The sequence below is a fragment of the Lacibacter sediminis genome (genome assembly GCF_014168535.1).
Taxonomy (GTDB): domain Bacteria; phylum Bacteroidota; class Bacteroidia; order Chitinophagales; family Chitinophagaceae; genus Lacibacter; species Lacibacter sediminis.
The window spans coordinates 4,485,246-4,499,696 of sequence record NZ_CP060007.1 but is presented as its reverse complement, the minus strand read 5'-3'; the positions used below and the strand labels follow the sequence as shown (position 1 = coordinate 4,499,696).

General features: G+C 39.8%; 10 protein-coding genes. 3 read left to right on the top strand and 7 right to left on the bottom strand.

All coding sequences use genetic code 11. The annotated features are described in order from the left end of the window. Positions 1-8: 8 nt before the first annotated feature. The 4 genes from H4075_RS19150 to H4075_RS19135 all read right to left on the bottom strand — a co-directional run bounded on the left by H4075_RS19150 (position 9) and on the right by H4075_RS19135 (position 7,712). On the bottom strand, positions 9-1,517 hold the full coding sequence (locus tag H4075_RS19150) for a pyridoxal phosphate-dependent decarboxylase family protein (protein WP_182802426.1): 1,509 nt from the start codon (positions 1,515-1,517) through the stop codon (positions 9-11). A 279-nt stretch (positions 1,518-1,796) separates the two neighbouring features. After that, the gene (locus H4075_RS19145; RefSeq protein WP_182802425.1) at positions 1,797-2,717 is read right to left on the bottom strand and encodes a phosphate/phosphite/phosphonate ABC transporter substrate-binding protein; all 921 of its coding nucleotides are present in this window, start codon (positions 2,715-2,717) and stop codon (positions 1,797-1,799) included. 275 nt (positions 2,718-2,992) lie between these two features. After that, entirely contained in the window at positions 2,993-4,393 is a 1,401-nt protein-coding gene (locus H4075_RS19140) for a hypothetical protein (RefSeq protein WP_182802424.1), read from the bottom strand. A gap of 118 nt (positions 4,394-4,511) precedes the next feature. Beyond that, a complete protein-coding gene (locus tag H4075_RS19135) occupies positions 4,512-7,712 on the bottom strand; it encodes a S41 family peptidase (RefSeq protein ID WP_182802423.1) in 3,201 nt (1,066 codons plus the stop codon). Positions 7,713-7,995: 283 nt separating this feature from the next. Here H4075_RS19135 and H4075_RS19130 point away from each other — a divergent pair, with 283 nt between their 5' ends. Beyond that, positions 7,996-9,702, top strand: a complete 1,707-nt coding sequence (locus tag H4075_RS19130; protein WP_182802422.1) for a M23 family metallopeptidase — start codon at positions 7,996-7,998, stop codon at positions 9,700-9,702. 63 nt (positions 9,703-9,765) lie between these two features. After that, a complete protein-coding gene (gene bcp / locus H4075_RS19125; protein ID WP_182802421.1) occupies positions 9,766-10,326 on the top strand; it encodes a thioredoxin-dependent thiol peroxidase in 561 nt (186 codons plus the stop codon). Positions 10,327-10,335: 9 nt separating this feature from the next. Here the strand turns inward: bcp and H4075_RS19120 are convergent, their stop codons facing one another. Next, on the bottom strand, positions 10,336-11,418 hold the full coding sequence (locus tag H4075_RS19120; protein WP_182802420.1) for an acyltransferase family protein: 1,083 nt from the start codon (positions 11,416-11,418) through the stop codon (positions 10,336-10,338). Positions 11,419-11,585: 167 nt separating this feature from the next. Between H4075_RS19120 and H4075_RS19115 the strand changes: the two genes are divergently transcribed. Then, complete coding sequence (locus H4075_RS19115) at positions 11,586-11,966, top strand: hypothetical protein (protein ID WP_182802419.1); 381 nt, start codon at positions 11,586-11,588, stop codon at positions 11,964-11,966. A 69-nt stretch (positions 11,967-12,035) separates the two neighbouring features. On the opposite strand, the gene H4075_RS19110 is transcribed toward H4075_RS19115, so the two are convergent. Beyond that, complete coding sequence (locus H4075_RS19110; protein WP_182802418.1) at positions 12,036-13,487, bottom strand: NADP-dependent isocitrate dehydrogenase; 1,452 nt, start codon at positions 13,485-13,487, stop codon at positions 12,036-12,038. Positions 13,488-13,611: 124 nt separating this feature from the next. After that, on the bottom strand, positions 13,612-14,352 hold the full coding sequence (locus H4075_RS19105) for a biotin--[acetyl-CoA-carboxylase] ligase (protein WP_182802417.1): 741 nt from the start codon (positions 14,350-14,352) through the stop codon (positions 13,612-13,614). Positions 14,353-14,451 lie beyond the last annotated feature (99 nt).

The following is a 14,451-nucleotide window of genomic DNA, read 5'->3' as shown; positions in this document are numbered from 1 at the left end:
AGAACGGCTTAAAGCTGCATGCTTGGTTCTTCATTCTTCATTTTTGTTTGAATTTTTCTTCCTTCTTTTACAACGATCTCAATGATCTCTTCAATGTCTTTCTCTGATGTTCTGAAGTTAACGATACAACCACGCAGGCAATATTTATTGCCGATAACAGCATTGGACAGAAATACTTCGCCGCCTTGTTGCAGATCGTTCAGCAATGCTTCATTCAGCTTGTTTAAATAAGTTTCAGTTGCTGCACTGTAGTTTTCGAAATTCAATGGAACATAACGCAGCGTCGTGATACTCAGGTTTTGTGTAACGGCTTCCAGTTCCGGATGTTTGTCAGCTAATTCAAAAAATAATTTCGAGAGTTGAATATCTTCATCGATCATTTTGATGTAACCACTACGGCCTACCTGCTGTAACATGATCCATACTTTTAATGCCCGGAAACCACGTGAATTTTGCAAACCGTATTCGTAAAAGTTTTGCATAAGCGGTTCATCGTTATTGCCGAAATTATAATACACCGGATGCGAACTGTACGTGTCGATCAAATGATTGGGATCTTTCACCAATGTGCAACCTGCTTCCAACGGACTGTATAACCATTTATGCGGATCAAGCGCAATGGAATCTGCATCTTCAATACCTGCAAATAATTCTTTTTGTTCGGGAATAACGGCTGCAGGAATACCATACGCTCCGTCAATATGAAACCAGAGATCATATTTTTTGCAAATGGCGGCAATGCCTTTCAGATCATCCACAACACCGGTGCTCACATCGCCTGCAGTGCCAACAACGAGGAACGGCTTCTTCCCGTTTTGCAGATCAGCTTCTATTGTTTCAATCAGCAGATCGTTATTCATTTTATTGTTTTCATCAGTAGCGATCCAGCGGATTGCATTCATACCATGACCAAATAACACTGCTGCTTTTTCGATCCATGTATGTGTTGTTTTCGGACAATACAAAACCAGTTCGGCTCCGGCTTTTGCAAGACCATCTGCTTTTAAGTTCTTTGGTGCTTTGGCAGTTCTTGCTGCAAGAAAAGCAGTGAAGTTGGCCATGTTGCCACCACTCACCAACACGCCACCATAAGAGGGAGAAACACCAATGAACTCAGCTAACCATCTCACTGTTTGCTTTTCAATAGCTGTTGCCATGGGGCTTAAAATATTTGCACCCACATTCGGATTAACTGTTGCTGCAAGCAGATCAGCCAATGCCCCAATAGGCGCAGCAGACGAAGTGATATACCCCATAAATTTTGGATGACCATTGAGTAATGAATGATTCATCATCAACTCCGTTGCTCTTTCTAACAAGGCAGCACCACTTGTTCCATGTTCAGGTAAAGATGAAGTGCCTAAGATATTTTGAATCTGTTCCGGTGTTTCGCCTGTAGTAACCGGCTTTTGTTCAATGCCGTTAATGAATTCAGCAATGCTGTCAATTAATTTGTAGCCCATTTGTCTGAAATCTTCTTTATTCATTTCAATGGCTGCATTACGGTTAGTTGGCATGTACAAGTTTTTAAATGCGTAAAAGAAGTTAGTTGAAGATCGGTTTGGTCAGACATTAGCATTTTCATCATCGGTGATTGCTAACGGACAATTAAGTTACTTCATTTTTGTATGCCACACAAGTGTGGTGTTGATACTTAACGCAGCTGTGATATGTTCTTCAATATATCAGACACATTTACTTCGTTCAGCAGCAAGATGATGAAACATTGTATGGAACCGGCTTAGAAACGGAGATAATAATGAAAAGCAAATACTGGATGTTGGTTCAACAGTTTCTTAATTCACGAACTGCTTGATAATCTTTGCCATCGTTTTTTTATCGCCTGATTGTTTACGAAAAGGTTTATAATAATCCTTCGGCAAACGAATGAATTGATCGGTTTGTGCCGCTTCACTCCAACCTTTTTTTACAGCCTCAAGTGCAGCGGTATTATTCTTGTGCAGCTCCAGTAATAATGCAACGATCGAATCACGGAGTGGAGCTGCAACACGGTTGTTGATGAGTAGTGGCCCTAATGGAATTTCCGGCGACAGCCAAAGCAGTTTGATTTGTTTGGCCCGGCTGCTATCCTTCAACAGACTGAAATATTCGGTACTGCCCACCGTAGCAATATCTGCCTTGCCAAGTATTACGGAGTCGATTGCAGCTTTGTGATTTTTTCCATAGCTCACCTGTTTAAAATCTGTTTCCGGATTTTTTAAACCAACTGAATTGAACGCTAACCTTGGAACAAGATTGCCCGATGTTGAACCGGGGCTCACCAGCATTAGTCGGAGCGATGCTGCAATCTTTTTTATATCACGCAAGGTGTCGGCAGCAAATCGATCAGCGATGATAATTGCAGTTTTATAATTGTCTTTTGCATTTTCTTTTACACGTAGTACTGCATAAGGTTTCATGGGATATGCAGTTGACGAAGCTTCCAGCATAAAATAGCCAAAACTGTTGATAAGGGCAATATCAATTTCATTCTTTTGAATCGCTTCAATTAACAAGTGAACGGTTTTATAGCTTTTCACCTCAACTGGTTGTCCTGTTTTTGCAGCAATGTGATCGGCCAACGGTTGAATATTTGCAATACGGTTATTATCGGCGTATTGGTAGGTTGCAATTACCAATGGTTGTGCTTCCGCAGCAAGTACTATCATTACGGACAGAAAAATGAACCAATATTTTTTGTAGTGAGAAAATGTCATATTGCCACAATTATTGTTTGAAACAAATGCAAAAGTACACCTGCTGCAATAGTTTCATATCCCATAAACATGTGATGTGATTCACCGGCGTTGGCAGCAGGTTTGGAATGGAAATTTATTGACTGCTGATAGCAATTGTATTTTCATTCAGAGTTGTTTTCTTCATCGGTCGATCTTATATTTCAGCAATAGCAAAGCCATCATATTTACGTAATGGCACCATTTGGCTTCATTTGTCAGATTTTCTTCAATAGGCCATGAGCTATTATTTTTTATTAATTTTCGCTAAATAGAAATAAACCTTTTTCAGGGGTTAGTAAAGAACTTAATAACTCATATTGAAATGTGATTAGTATTTTTTTGTCAGCCCTGTTCATGTTGATCAAGTCAATTAATAATAAATCAGAACCATAAAGATAATCTCCTAAGTATATTAATTTAACCTCAGATATTGTTGTAATTTCTGAGTTTAAGGGAATAAGCGGGTTGAAATAAATTTTCTGATTTGTAAAATACCTGATTGAATCTGAAGACATAGAATAACTGCTAATTTCAGAAATCGGACCAACATTAGTAATAATCTGTTTAGTTAAACTGTCAATGTCAATACTGTTGGATGAATTTATATTTGGGTGTTTATATAATACACTAAATGTCTTGTTATGCAAAATGGAATCTGGAATTGAAAATCTAATTTTCTCATGTTTCTTTAAGAATGAAATGTACCTGTTAAGGCCTAGGAGGTTAATGTCAATAACCTTAACATCTTTACGAAGGCCTTTGGTTTCCTGCATATACCATAATGAATAAGTTTGATTGTCACCAGATGTGAATAGAATTGAATTTTGAGGTGCATCATTAAGGAGTAATTCGGCAATATGCAAAATACTATCATTGTAAAGCCCTGTTTTTATAAACTCAGTGGCTTTATTTTCAGACCCAATCATTTTGAGTGTTGACCATGCAAACATACTTTCTCCCGATAGTTTAAGTGAGACTTTTCCTACTCTGGTTTGATAGTCAGGATTTTTTTCGGCGAGTAATCGATAATAGTCAATCGATTTTTTTATGTATTCATGAAATTTGGAAATACGATAAGATGAAATGGGTGTTGCTGTACTGATTTTTTTTCTTGCTGTATCTCCGTTTTCAAAATGATAGCCATATTGATCATAAAGAAATCCGGTTGCATAGTTGGAGTAAGCTCTTGCAAGGCTTTCCAATTCAAATTCTGAAAATGTTTGTTCAGTTTTTCCCATTTGAATCACATCCCAGTCCCAGCCACTGTACCCATAATATGAAATTCGCTCAAATGCATATAATTCAAAATCACCAATTCCAGTCGATGCTTTATTTTCTAAAAAATTAGCTTTTGAATTAGATGTATCTATACTGATTTTATATGAAAGCTTGTTAAAACCGTTTGTTTTCTTGTTCCAAAGTAGTTCATACTTTAGTCTCTGCTTGCTATTGTTTTCTACTTCTGCTAGATACCAACCATCTTTTTTTTTGTGAAACTCAAAAACATTACCAGGGAATGAGACCGGCAACTCATATGTATAGAAAAAGTGGGTAGCAATCACATCATAACCCGGCATATTGGTATTTTGCGAATATGCAGTTGAGATACAGATAGTCACCAAATATGATAGTAGAATTAGACGCTTTGGATTCATCCTTCAAATTTTAAATGTCGATAGAATTTAAATCGATGCAAAAATGTGTAAAAGATAATCCCCTGTCTGGTAATTTTAACAAACAGGGGATTATGAGCTAGGGATATAAAGTAAGATCTTATTTCGTTTCTTTCATCAATTCCTTCACAGCTGTTTCCAACTGCTGATCATTACCCATACTCACTTTTTCATTTTCTGGTTTCACTTTAATATCGGGTTCTGTTTGTGCATTCTCCAGATATTTTCCGTTGCTGTCTTTACAGCCAACAGTTGGTGCACCCCAACGGATACCTGTATCCATCAAACTTTCCCATGCAGCAAAACTACAAGTGCCCGGCACGGGCATACCAACCAGTTTGCCAATACCAACTTCCTTCACCATGTAAGCATAACAATGTCCATCACTGTAGTTGCCTTCATTCGCCAATGAAATACTTGGCTTGGTCCAGCGGAAGTTTGGTTCAAAACCATTGCTGCGTGTATCAGTTGCATAGTCCATAAACTTTTTGCCGCTTAAGAACATTGCTAAGTCTGCAACAAGATCACCACCACCGTTATTACGTGTATCAACTACAATTCCTTTTTTCTGGAAATGCTTACCCATGATCTCTTCATACGTGGTTCTGAAAGCGCCATCGTTCATGCCCGGAATGTGTACATAGCCTAATGTGCCATTACTCATCTTGTCAACTTCATCAGCATTGCGTTTTACCCAACGTGCATACAACAGACGGCTCTCTTCACCAATCGAAATTGGTTTAACGATGAGTTCACGTTTTGTTGATCCTTCGACTAACACAACCAATGTATTCTTGCCCGCTTTGCGGTTGAGGTATTGTGCAATGTCTTTATCAGGGGAGATCATTTCTCCATCAATTGATTCAATGATGGTTCCCGCTTTTACATTCATGCCTGCTTTATCCAGCGGACCGTCTTTGATCACTTCAAGTATTTTAATACCGTTGCCTTTGAAATTCACATCATAAAAAATACCAAGCGCAGAAGTTGCATCAGCATTTGGATTACCGGCACCGCCGTATGCAGCACCGCTATGGCTTACATTTAGCTCACCTAACAATTCACTCAGTAATTCACTCATTTCATAATTGTTGCCAATGCCAGGCAAATGTTTTTCATAATCGGGTTTGTAACTATCCCAATCAATGCCATGGAACGATTGTGTGTAGAATGTATTTTTTGTTCTGCGCCACACATGATCGAATTGATATTGACGTTCTTTCAATCCATCAACAATCATTTCGCCATTGATGCTGATACGATCTTGTTTGCCACTGTTCGGATCAATTTTCGCAAAGCCACCATCTGTATTCAGAAAAATATTTTTCTGTTCTTTATCCCACACCATATTTGCGAAACCTGCGTTGAGCGGAACTAACATTTTTGTTTCTCTTGTGCGGAGATTGGTGGTCCATAAATTCATGCCACGTTCAAAACGTGCCAGGTAGTACAACGTTTCACCATCTTTGCTGATCAATGCATCACCCATTGATGAAGAATGAATCGTGAGTTTTGTTTTACGTTGTGTAAGACCATCCCAATCGATCACTACAGAATCTTTTGCAGGTGCTTTCTTTTTTGTTGTATCAGCTTTTGCTTTTGTTTCTTCTGTTTCTTTTAACAGAGCCGCATCTTCTTTGCTCAGTTTGAAACGATCAAACGCATCCTGTGTAAAGAACAGTGCATATGCATCGCTTTGCGCACCACCACTCATTGCTGCGCCACGCAAACCATCACGGTTACTGAACCACAGCATGGCTTTGCCACCATTGATCCACTTGGGGCGTGAATCATTAAAACCACTTTCAGTAAGGTTCACAATTTTTTTACCGTCTAAACTTACTAAGCCTACTTCGCCAACAGCACTGCCTGGCATGGCATAATCAAACAACAGCCATTTACTGTCTGGGCTCCATTGGAAGTATTGATCATTTTCTGTCCATGCAAAAAGATAATCGCCATTTAAAAGCGTACGACTTTGTTTTGATGCTATGTTGTAAATACGGAGTTGATTCCTGTTTTCAATGTAAGCGATTTCTTTTCCATCAGGTGAGTACACCGGTTGTGTATTGGTATTTTTATTTTCTAGCACCGCTGTTTCTATCAAAATGGTAGATGCATAGAAATAAGGTTCTTCTTTGCGTTCCATTCTGGTTTCATAAACACTCCACTTGCCATCACGCTCGCTGCAATAAAGAATGCTTTTTCCATCGGGCGAAAAATTCACACTGTTTTCAGCTTCCGGTGTGTTGGTAATACGTTTTGTGATACCGCCGTCAACGCTGGTTACAAATACTTCACCACGGTATAAGAAAGCAATTTCTTTTCCGTTTGGTGAAAGACTCATACCACTTCCTGTACTTACACGGTAAACCTGTTCTTTATTGTTACGTGCATCAGACAGAATCGTAATATTTACTTTTTGTGCAGATGCGCCGGGTTTCATAGTATAAATTTCACCATCGTATCCATAACTCAACAGTCCATCGTTACTGCTTGTAAGGAAACGTACCGGATGTTTTTTATACGAAGTAAGTTTTTCTGATTTCCCACCGCTCAAATTCATCTTATGAATGTTGTACGATCCGCTTTCTTCACTCAAATAATAAAAACCACTTTCATCGGTTGTAAACACCGGGCTTCTGTCTTCACCATTGAAAGATGTGATCTGTTTGTGTGTATTGGTTTTGAAATCATACAGCACAATATCTCTTGTTACTGCAGATGTATGATGCTTGCGCCAGATGTTTTCACCACCTACTTTATTTTGATAAATAAGTTTGCTTCCATCTTTACTAAACTTTACATCTTCGGCGGGTGTAGTAAACAGTTGCGATACACGGCCACCGTTAACAGCAACACTGTACAACTCGGTCATATATCCAGATGGGAATTGGCGGTTTGTTTGAAGGTCCATTCTTGTGCCACCAAACACAACAGCTTTATTGTCGTTGGTAAAACTGTACGGATATTCTGCAGATGAATGATAAGTGAGACGTTTTGCTTCGCCACCTTCAACCGGAATAACAAATACATCAAAATTACCATAACGGTCGCTTGCAAACGCTATACTTTTACTATCCTTACTCCAAACGGGCATAAAGTCGTGTGCCTCGTGCAGGGTTAAAGGAGTAGCTGAGCCACCGGCTGACGCAACTTTGTACAGATCACCTTTGTAAGTAAACACAATCGTTTTACCATCAGGTGAAATGGAGGGGTAACGAAGCCATGTTGGCGATTGGGCAAATGAATGAAAGCTGAAGCCAAAAGCGATCAGCGCAAACAGAATAATTTTCTTCATACTTGAATTGTTGTGGAGCTTTAAAGATAAAGGGAAAAGGAACTGTTTGAAAAGAATTTGATGGATGGCTAGGTCAATTGTCTGAACCATGATTTTTGAGATTAATAGGATTTGCCGGATAATGAATAACTGGCATCTATTTAAATTTCATTCGTGAAGATTCGTGGCAATACAGATGGGATTTTCTGTGTTCATTTGTGTTCATCTGTGGGCTTGCATGTATTCCACAGTGTCTTAACATATTCATCTGTGGTCAATCTTTCATCTTTCTTATTTTTGCCGCATGGTCAAACACTTTTTCAGTTTCTGTTTTTCATTCTTTGTTTTTCATGCAGCATCTGCTCAACTGTTTCCCCCGCAAAATTATCCAACCAATTATTTTCGTTATCCATTGGATATTGCCTTAAAACTGAATGCAAATTTTGGTGAAATGCGTCCCAACCATTTTCACATGGGGTTGGATCTGTTTACACTTCGTCGTGAAAACCTACAGGTCTATGCACCTGCAGATGGATGGATCTCAAAAGTAAAAGTTGATCCGAATGGTTTTGGTAATGCCATTTATGTGAGTCATCCGAATGGTTATACAACTTTGTATTGTCACATGAACACATTCCCGACACAGGTGTTGCAGGCAATGAAAGAAGGGCAATATGCAAAACAAAGCTGGAAGGGCGATGTGGAGTTTGAAGAAAATCAGTTCCCGGTTAAGAAAGGACAGTTTCTTGCGTACAGTGGCAACACGGGTGCGTCGGCAGGACCGCATGTGCATTATGAAATACGTCGTACGGATGATGATGCCTGTTTAAATGCATTACTCTTTCATCGTGTATACGATGTAACGCCTCCTGATATAACTAAACTTGCTGTGTACGATCGCACAAAAAGCACCTACGAGCAAACACCCCGAACAATGATGTTGACACGTGCAGCAGGTGGATACAGTGTGGCCGGCGGAACCATTACTGTAAACAGTGATGTTGTTTCATTTGCCATTGTTGCAACTGATCGTATAACCGGTGTACCGAATTCGAATGGCATTTTCGAAGCGGCAGTATATGTTGATGAAGAACCTGTCAGTGGATTTCAGATTGATGGCATTGATTATTTGCAAACACGCTACCTGAATGCCCATATCGATTACCGTATTAAAGCAAATGGCGGTTCTTATTATCAGCATTTGTCTCCGTTGCCCGGCGACAGGTTACCAATTTATTTCAAACAAAATGATGGGCTCATTCACCTGGATGATACTGCAACACACCAGGTGAAGATCGTTGTGAAAGATGCAAACAATAATGCATCAACAGTTCGTTTCAATTTAAAACGTACGGCAACAACATCGTCATCTGCTAATATTCAGAAAGACAGCAGGTATATGCTTCCCAACCAGATCAATATTTTTGAACAGGCTGATGTGCAGATGGTGAGCACGGAGAAAAGTTTTTATGATGCTTTTCGTTTTGTGTACAATTACAAAACAAGTGCAACAGCTTATTCCAATATTCATGTGATGCATTCACCGTTGATACCTGCGCATGATTCCATGATGTTTCGTATTAAACCAACCAAAGAAATTGCAGGAAGTGCACGCAATCGTGTGATCATGATTCATAACAGCAGAGGGAAAATGGTGGTGGAACGTGCTGCATTTGTAAAAGGCTGGTACGAAGCAAAGTCACGTGATTTTGGTGAGTTTTGGCTGGAAGTGGATGAAGTACCACCAACAATAGCTATTGCAGGTGTTGTTGATGGCGGTGCAATTGCTGCAGGAGCAAACATAACCTGCACAGTTGCGGATAACAAGAAAGCTATTTACAGTTTTCGTGCAGAACTTGATGGTGAGTGGTTGATGTTTAGCGGACTTGGCCCTGTGTATCGTTACAAGGTTGATGAACATTGTCCGCCCGGTGAACATGAATTGAAACTAAGAGTGGAAGATGAAGCAGGTAATGTTACAGAGCGTGTGATCAGGTTTACAAGAAAATAATCAGATGATCATTCGTTAATTGAACAAATCAGTGGTACGAATGTTTCTATCAAAAAAAAGAGAATGGCAACAAAGAAGAAAGCAGTGATTAAGAAGGCAGCAGTAAAGGCACAGGCCAAAGCTGCAAAGAAAGAACCGTTTAAGAATTATGTTACAAAGTTAAAGGTTGGTGATAAAGCTCCTGCGTTTAAAGGTGTTGACCAGGACGGTAAGAAAATATCTTCATCTGATTATAAAGGCAAAAAAGTAATACTCTATTTCTATCCACAAGATCTTACAGCAAGCTGCACTGTGCAGGCCTGCAACCTGCGAGATAATTTTTCAGAACTGAAAAAATTGGGTTTCGAAATTATTGGGGTTAGTGAAGATACTGTTGAGAAACATAAACGTTTTGAAACAAAAAACAATCTCCCTTTCCGTTTAATTGCCGACGTAGATCATACAGTGATCAATGCCTACGATGTATGGGGCAAAAAACAATTCATGGGTAAAATATACGATGGATTGGTGCGTACAACTTTTGTCATCAACGAAAAAGGAATCATCACTGCTGTTGTTACACGTGTGTTGACTAAAATACACACACAGCAAATACTGGATACATTACAAGAGGCAGTGAGATAAGCACGAAAGCTATTTGTTCCTGCGCCTGTGCAGATACTTTCTTACAGGCGTGTCATAAAATTTCATCACCAAGTAGCCGGTAGTAACAGACAATATTGTACCGCAGATAACTACAATTGTTAATTCAGTTGTGCCGGGTTTGTTTGCAAGAAAGTAGTGACCGAATATCCAGATGAAGGCATAGTGCGTCATGTATAGTGGATAAGAGATAGCTCCGGAAAATGTGCAGATGCTCTTTACTCTTTCCGATAACATTGCACCGGCTCCCAACGAAACGATCAAGGGAAAATAAATGATCACAGCAAATGATTCGGTAAGCCAGTTCCATCTGCCAAACGGCATGAGAAAAGCAAGAACTAATAAAACAGTTAAGCCTGTAAAGCCAAGTTTATTCTTAATGACCCAGTTCGAACGATAGACAAGCATGCCGGCCAAAAACGAATAAGCTACTCTAACAGCACCATCCCAGAAATTATCTTTTGACCATCCGCCCAACAAATTTCCTGTACGAAATAAGATCATACAAATACCTGCTGCTGCGGCTATAGTTAATAGGAGTAAAACAGTTCGGTTGAGCTTCCGTAGAATGAGTGCATATAGAATATTGGCAATATACTCCCAAAACAACGACCAGGCAGGTGCATTAAAACTAAAGAGGTTAAACCCACGATCTGCCATTACAGGGAAGGGAACGAGGAATATTGAACTGAGAAAAACCAATGCGATCATACCGCTGCTATATGCTGCTGCTTCATTGGCAAACGGATCAAGAAAAAAACCAAGCAACCCTAATACTGAACCCAGCCACACCAATGGATGCAGACGAATAAACCGAAGTTTGAAAAATGTTTTAATGCCTAATGTTTCAATACGGTTATCGTATGCGTAAGCAATGACAAATCCGGATAAACAGAAAAAGAAATCAACTGCAAGAAATCCATGTGCAATAAAGTTTTTACTGAAATCAGCAAAGATCCATTCCATAAAATGAAACACAACAACAGCCAGTGCTGCAATACCTCTTAACCCATCGAGAATTAAAAAATGTTGCCTGCCTGGTTTTAGTTCTGCGTTTGTTTCTGGTTTATTCATCTCGTTGATTGCCTATGGGCGCTTATGATCTGTATAAGGCTTGCAACATAATGAATAATTGCTCATATCAATTATTCATTAACCTTAAAATTATGCCCGAGGCAACCAATTAATTCAATCTCACGTTACTTGAGAAACAGGTGTTATAACTTTTAAAATTATTCTTTATGAAATGGCTTGTTAGTTGCACAATGCTGATAGCGGTATGCTTTGTTTCTTCGTGTAAAAAATCAGGTGGTACGGACAATGGTGGTGGTGGTAATGGAGGCGGGGGTACTACCTATACGCCTAACTGTACAAGTGCCGCTATACAATTTTCTGCAAATGTATTGCCGATTATTCAGGCGAGTTGTACCGTAAGTGGTTGCCACAATGCTCCTTCAGCTACGGTTCCTTTTGCATTAAATACCTATGCTGAGATCAATCAAGTAAAAACACAGATACGTGCTGCCGTTTTAAGTGGCTCCATGCCTAAGAGCGGTACATTAACCGCTGCTCAAAAGAATTCGATCATTTGCTGGATCGATGCCGGTGCGGCAAATAATTAAATAATCACCGGGTTTGTAAAAAGGAAGAGCCGCACAATTTGCGGCTCTTCCTTTTTATTTTGAAACAGCTTACTGCCCCTGTGCCAAACTATATGCTTTCTTATCGCCCCACATATTCAGTAATTCAAATGAACAGATCTTGAAATTGCCACTCATGCTTACATACAATCCAATCACGTCTTGCTGATTCAATGGATAGTCTTCAATACTTTCAAAGCGCACATTGTATTGATTTACTAAGTTGGTGTAAACAGAACCTGTTGGCCACACCTGTGTACCTCGGTTGCTGATACTTACTAACTTAAACTTTACACCTGCATGTCGCTGACATTTTTCAGCAATAGCAGTTGGTTGTTCATCACTTTCAATAAACAGATCAACACCAACAATGGTTTCTGCTTCACCTTCATGCGACACCATCATAGAGTTGTATTCCAATTTCAATGGAGTAGGCGTGCCTGGTTTGTTTGGAATAATTTCCCGTCCGCCACTTTGAGGTTTCTTACCAAAATTGTTGATGATGGCTTCAGCAAATTGCGTGGTGTTTACAGCAGGAATAGATTTATCGCCAAAATCACCGGTATGAACACCATTCTCTAATGTGTACAGTAATGCGTTTTCAATCAAACCTGCATTTTCTGTTAAACCAAGATGACGAAGCATAGCCAAACCACTCAACAATAAAGCTGTTGGGTTTGCAATATTTTTTCCTGCAATATCCGGAGCTGTACCATGCACTGCTTCAAAAATGGAAATATGATCTCCAATATTTGCACTTGGTGCAAAACCTAATCCGCCAACTAATCCTGCACACAGATCACTTACAATATCGCCTTGCAGATTGGTCAATACCACCACATCAAACAGATCGGGGCGTGTAACCAATTTCATACAAAGGTCATCCACAATAATATCATCGGCTTTCAGCTCAGGATATTCTTTCGCTACTTCATGAAAACATTCAAGGAACAAACCATCCGTGATCTTCATGATATTTGCTTTATGACCACAGGTAATGCGTTTTGCATTTTTCTGCCTTGCCATTTCAAACGCATAGCGGATCACCTGCATACTGCCGGGGCGGGTAATAAAACGACGGCTCAATGCCACATCATGTGTAAGCATGTGTTCAATACCGCCATAAGTATCTTCAATATTTTCACGAACTACTGTAATGTCGATTGGAATACCGGCTTTGCTGAACACCGTATCAACACCATGCAGTGTTTGGAAATCACGTTTGTTGGCGTAGGTATTCCATGTTTTACGTGCAGTAACATTAATACTCTTTACACCTTTGCCTTTGGGCGTTTCCATCGGCCCTTTAAACAAAAGCCCCAACGCTTCAATGGTTTGTTTGGCTTCAGGCGTCATACCGTTGTTGAAACCTTTATCAAACACCCATTTACCCATATCTACAAACTCATATTCCAACGGAACTTTGTTGGCGTTAAAAATGGATAATACTGCTTCCATAATTTCCGGACCTATTCCATCGCCTTTAGCTACAGCAATTTTCATGTATTGATTATTTATGTTTAGTTCAGGTGATTATATTTTTTGGCCCGATAGCCATCGGGAGTCGCAAAGGTAACATCCGTTAGGGCTTAGAAAAAAACGAAGTCTTAAAAAAAAACAATAAATCTCAAAGCAGCCATTCTACTTCACCAAAATCAAAACACTCTTCCACATCATTTCCTGTAACTAACTGACCCGATTTATTTACTCCGTTTACTTTTGTTGAGATGATGCGGGTTCCTTTTTTTAACCGAACGGACTGCTGCAGTTTATAGAGCTGAAGGTTATAGCTTTCGAAAATCCTGTTAAACCCTTGCTGTTGCAGGTTATCGCAGTTGATCAAAACAGTTTTTTGTATAGCATGCGCCAGCTCCAACACATCAGTTTCTTTGCCTGTAACCTGTTTTAACGAAACCGGGTTCTTAAGGCCTTTGAATTTGGTTTGATTGACGTTGATACCGATACCGATCACTGCCCATTGCCATTGCCTGCCACGAACAACGTTTTCAATGAGGATTCCCCCTGTCTTTCTGTCACGCCAGTAGAGGTCATTGGGCCATTTAATTTTTGTTTCATCGCCCAAAACTTTCTCTAATTCATCTCTCACCGCCAAGGCGGTAGCGGCCAGTAATTGAAAACTTTGGGAAAGAAGCAGTCCCGGTTTCACAATAATGGAGAAGCTCAAGTTGGCGCCAGGCTCGGTTTCCCACACCTTTCCCCGTTGGCCTTTTCCTTTGGTTTGGTGGGCGGTGCGTATGGTTAAACCATGCTGTGCCAGTCCTTCATGTATCAGCCCCATGGCATAGTTGTTGGTGCTGTCCACTGAAGGAAGCTCAATCCATAAGTTATCTGATTTTTTAGGAAGCATGGTTACCGAAGATTGACTAATTTTGGACAAATTAAAAAGTAAAAAGCTGCGATGAAACGTCGTTAGCAAAAAACAGATTTATTCATTAAACCACCAAGC

Coding starts and splice junctions, on each gene's coding strand:
- H4075_RS19150 (WP_182802426.1), bottom strand. CDS start 1,517: ATGCCAACTAACCGTAATGCAGCCATTGAAATGAATAAAGAAGATTTC.
- H4075_RS19140 (WP_182802424.1), bottom strand. CDS start 4,393: ATGAATCCAAAGCGTCTAATTCTACTATCATATTTGGTGACTATCTGT.
- H4075_RS19120 (WP_182802420.1), bottom strand. CDS start 11,418: ATGAATAAACCAGAAACAAACGCAGAACTAAAACCAGGCAGGCAACAT.
- H4075_RS19115 (WP_182802419.1), top strand. CDS start 11,586: ATGAAATGGCTTGTTAGTTGCACAATGCTGATAGCGGTATGCTTTGTT.
- bcp (WP_182802421.1), top strand. CDS start 9,766: ATGGCAACAAAGAAGAAAGCAGTGATTAAGAAGGCAGCAGTAAAGGCA.
- H4075_RS19135 (WP_182802423.1), bottom strand. CDS start 7,712: ATGAAGAAAATTATTCTGTTTGCGCTGATCGCTTTTGGCTTCAGCTTT.
- H4075_RS19105 (WP_182802417.1), bottom strand. CDS start 14,352: ATGCTTCCTAAAAAATCAGATAACTTATGGATTGAGCTTCCTTCAGTG.
- H4075_RS19145 (WP_182802425.1), bottom strand. CDS start 2,717: ATGACATTTTCTCACTACAAAAAATATTGGTTCATTTTTCTGTCCGTA.
- H4075_RS19130 (WP_182802422.1), top strand. CDS start 7,996: ATGGTCAAACACTTTTTCAGTTTCTGTTTTTCATTCTTTGTTTTTCAT.
- H4075_RS19110 (WP_182802418.1), bottom strand. CDS start 13,487: ATGAAAATTGCTGTAGCTAAAGGCGATGGAATAGGTCCGGAAATTATG.